The 3,734-nt window shown below is 34.7% G+C and carries 5 protein-coding genes and 1 pseudogene; 1 reads left to right on the plus strand and 5 read right to left on the minus strand.

Annotated features, from left to right (window positions below; genetic code table 11):
* Nucleotides 1–247: 247 nt before the first annotated feature.
* Complete coding sequence (locus BN8899_RS00005) at nucleotides 248–706, plus strand: macro domain-containing protein (RefSeq protein WP_065217799.1); 459 nt, start codon at nucleotides 248–250, stop codon at nucleotides 704–706.
* Here the strand turns inward: BN8899_RS00005 and BN8899_RS20295 are convergent.
* The 5 genes and pseudogenes from BN8899_RS20295 to BN8899_RS00025 form a co-directional block, all read right to left on the minus strand.
* A pseudogene (locus BN8899_RS20295) lies at nucleotides 707–1,033 on the minus strand (group II intron maturase-specific domain-containing protein); the annotation flags it as partial. It lies immediately after the preceding gene.
* Between the two features lie 371 nt (nucleotides 1,034–1,404).
* Nucleotides 1,405–1,824, minus strand: coding sequence for a hypothetical protein (locus BN8899_RS00010; RefSeq protein WP_222860549.1), 420 nt, complete (start codon nucleotides 1,822–1,824; stop codon nucleotides 1,405–1,407).
* The gene (locus BN8899_RS00015) at nucleotides 1,733–2,371 is read right to left on the minus strand and encodes a hypothetical protein (protein WP_065217801.1); all 639 of its coding nucleotides are present in this window, start codon (nucleotides 2,369–2,371) and stop codon (nucleotides 1,733–1,735) included. Before BN8899_RS00015 ends, BN8899_RS00010 begins: the two co-directional genes overlap by 92 nt.
* Complete coding sequence (locus BN8899_RS00020; RefSeq protein WP_065217802.1) at nucleotides 2,372–2,758, minus strand: hypothetical protein; 387 nt, start codon at nucleotides 2,756–2,758, stop codon at nucleotides 2,372–2,374. It lies immediately after the preceding gene.
* The coding region (locus BN8899_RS00025) for an RHS repeat-associated core domain-containing protein (RefSeq protein ID WP_304456958.1) at nucleotides 2,755–3,734 on the minus strand (980 nt) is incomplete at its 5' end. The genes BN8899_RS00020 and BN8899_RS00025, both read right to left, overlap by 4 nt.

The raw sequence follows: 3,734 nt of genomic DNA on the forward strand, positions 1-3,734 counted from the left end.
GCGGACACTGAACCAGTCCGGGTAAGGGTCAAAATATTGCCGTTCTTGTCATAGGTCAATCCGCTCTCGTTAAAAGCGTTATTACCGGAAAGGGCACTCCAGGCATTCCCGTTACGCTGGTAATGAAATCTATTTTGCTTTAATAAACTTTTTTCGTATAATACAATTTATTAAACACAGATTTTTTATTAATCCCTTTTAAAAAATAAAAGATACTATTACATTTGTCTAAAATAATTTTTTCATTATGATTACATATATAGAATACGGAGATATTTTTGAAATTGATAATGTTCACAATTATGCTCATGGCTGTAATTGTTCAGGAGCCATGGGCAAGGGTATTGCTCTGCAATTTAAAGAAAAATTCCCCAATATGTACGCAATATACAAACAACTATGCAAAGATGGTCTATTTAAACCAGGAGATATATTTCCATTCAACTACAATAACACATCTTACGTATTTAACTTAGGGACTCAAGCAACTTGGAAAACAAAAGCAACGCTAGAAGCGATTGAGAAATCTTTTCACCAAATGCTTCTATTTGCCTCAAAAAACAATATATCTAAAATTGCTATGCCAAAAATAGGAGCTGGACTAGGCGGACTTGATTGGAAAAATGTAAAAACAATCATTAATAACATCGCTAATAGCTATCCAAACATTGATATTTTTATCGTCGAAAATTATCTCAAAAAATAATCCCCACTGATATGCCTGCCAGTCAAGAGCACCGCATTTCTTTAGGTTCGCAACTCTGGTCTTGACTTTCTTCCATGATTTCCAAATACACATGCGTATCCGTCGCCTTAACCATTCGTCTGTTTCAACACAAAGACGCTTTATCTGTGCAAGGTGATAATATTCCATCCATTCTCTTATGTAATTCTTGAGTTTCTGTTTCCTAATCTCATACCCCCACCCATTACTACGACTTGTCAACTCTTTGAGTTTTGCTTTCATCTTCATTTTGGATTGGGAGTGAACAGTCAGGAAACATCGCCCTCTCATCACATAGAAAGATAAGCGTATTAACTTTCCACCTTATATCTGCTTCATTTACACCAACCGTTCCGAATAGTTATAGGGCATTGATTTGTTTAGCAACCTTACCCACGGTTATATGCCTTATATGAAGTTTCTGTTAGTCAGACCAGATGTTTACCGCCAGATTCCTTCAGATTCCACCTCGCAATGGACACCCTTGCTATTGGCTGTATGATTCCCGCTATTAGGGCTCATTGGGGACTTGCACCCGTTAGCTAATACTCATGCCGAGCATACTAAAAATCGAGGAGGTTTCTGTTTTTTCCTCCTCGATATTTCAAACTTTCGATAGACAACCTAAAGTCACGGGTACAAGTAAACTTTTTTCAAGGTAATACACTTCACACAAAAAATCAATCTTTCAATTTTCTCAATATAACTTTAGGATGTTCACGATACATTTCTCTAGAAAATGAAAAAACATACCCATTATAACAACTAATATGTTCCTGTAAATCTTGCCCAGAAAAAACACAAGCTTCACTTAACGAATCTAAAACAAACGTACCTTTTTCCCAAAGCTCTCCCGTACTATCAAAATAACATTGAATATTGAATTGATTTATTATATTTGTTGTATCAACATTTATCCATACTCCACCATCCGGACCACCATGCCAACATGCTGTTTCGGGAACTCCAGAAACTCGTTCAGGTATTACTACTTTGATCATAGATGAACTAATATATAAATACACTCCACCTAAAAATTTTACCATACCAAAATCTTTGCCACCAACTTTGTTTGCTACTTGTTTCTTTACTATTCTCATTATATTTAACTGTTTCATCTTCAAAATTTATTGAAATTCCTACATTATAATTATAAATAAAATTATAGTCTCCTATTCCCCAGTATTGTTCAATCAAATTGTAAGGAGCTGCATATTGAAACCAAGGCGATTTTTCTAATATTTGTTTATCTTGTTTCAAAACATTTGTGGTAAAATCTCCACAATTATTATTTAATAACGAGTATTCTTTTGTTTCTCCATTAAGACTCTTCTTCCATGTTAAGTTTGCAAAAGAATTCATTTCTTTAAACTCGTCACTTCTAAAATAAACTCCCATCACATCATATACCTTCCCGTTTTTTCGACCACTTTGGCTAGATATAAATTTTATTGCTCTATTCAAAGATTCTGCAGTTGGTCTACCATTTTTATCCATAACGACATTAGGTACAGCATAATGCCGAACTACTCCATGTTGATTCAGATCGTATCTACCATATTCATAGTATTTAGTAGTTCCTTTTTTATCTATTAATAAAACACCTACATGACCTGTAAATGGTAAACTTTTTCTAGGGTTATACACTCAAGACTTTCCTGGTAGTGTATAAATTTTCAACTTAGTTTTTTCTAAATCTATATAATAATATATTTTGTTATCTTCTATTCTATCTAAATAGATCAAATTTTCAAATGGTGTTAGAATATCCAATTCTCGAGAAGACAAATTTATCCTGCATAATTGAAATCCTCTGTTTAGAAATTTTCTCACATAAATCGGTAAATATATAAACTCCCCGTGATTCAAGCACGGTCCTCCAAATAATTTTTCCTTGAATGTTTTATTGTCAATTGAAAATTTACCAATTTCTGGACCACCTTGAACAATTTCTTGTACGTCTGAATATTCAATAATCCTATCATTGAATATTTTTTTGTAATCAAAATCCCATGGTGTTTCAAATAAAGTCATCTTGTTATTAATTTTGAAGTTTGATTTATCACGTTTCTTGAGTCTAAAATAAATTGTAATGAACCTCCAGGATATTTTAAACCTTGAGGACCAATGATGCCCCAACGAACAGAAGTTCCTTTTGGAATAATTCCTGTCGTGTATTGAGTCAAATTATTCCATTCTGGTTTAATTGCCGCAAAAGTCCTGTTTGCGAAAGAATTAGGACCAATTCTCATTCCCCAAAAATCTGGTGTTAATGTTCTCATTTGACCAAATCTTTGAACCGGAATGTTAAAAGGAGTTTTCATTGTTATTCCCCCAAATAAAAAACCATCAGAGGTTGTACATTGACATACGACCTTGTTCAATATATTTTTTCCCAAACCTCCAATAGCAGCGATCCCTTCAATTCCACCCGTTGCCACAAAAAGCAAAGAGTTAATTGTAACTTGAGTCACGGGATGCTCCAAAAAATCTTTTTGGGCATTATGAATGCTGGTATTAAATAATATTTGCTGGTATTTCCTACTTAATGGACTACGATTACTCAATAATCCTCCAAGCAAAAAATCATTATTGAAAATTGTTACCCGCGCATCTAAAGCAACGTTAGAAGTCGATACTAGTGCATTTTGAAAATAATTATAATACTCGTTTCCATAAGACATGGAAAAAGTACTACCAACATTGAAATAGGTTTCTCCTCCTATTTTCAAATAAGGGGATTGACTATCCTTCCATATATACGCGCTCTTGTCCCAACTTCGATACCAGTCGATCATTTGTCCATCCGGGTCAATAAATAACACGGGATTCCCTTTGCAATAGACATAACCACTCGTGGAAATATCATTTTCAGTCTTTGGATCCATACCGAACCACCTTCCCAACTCCCAATCGTACATCCTCGCACCGTAATCCAACCAACCCAAACCTCCCGTCACCTGATCTTCCTTGCCGTTGTACTTCCAGCGGCTACCCGCGTCAACGTTAC

The sequence above is a fragment of the Butyricimonas sp. Marseille-P2440 genome (genome assembly GCF_900091675.1).
Taxonomy (GTDB): domain Bacteria; phylum Bacteroidota; class Bacteroidia; order Bacteroidales; family Marinifilaceae; genus Butyricimonas; species Butyricimonas synergistica.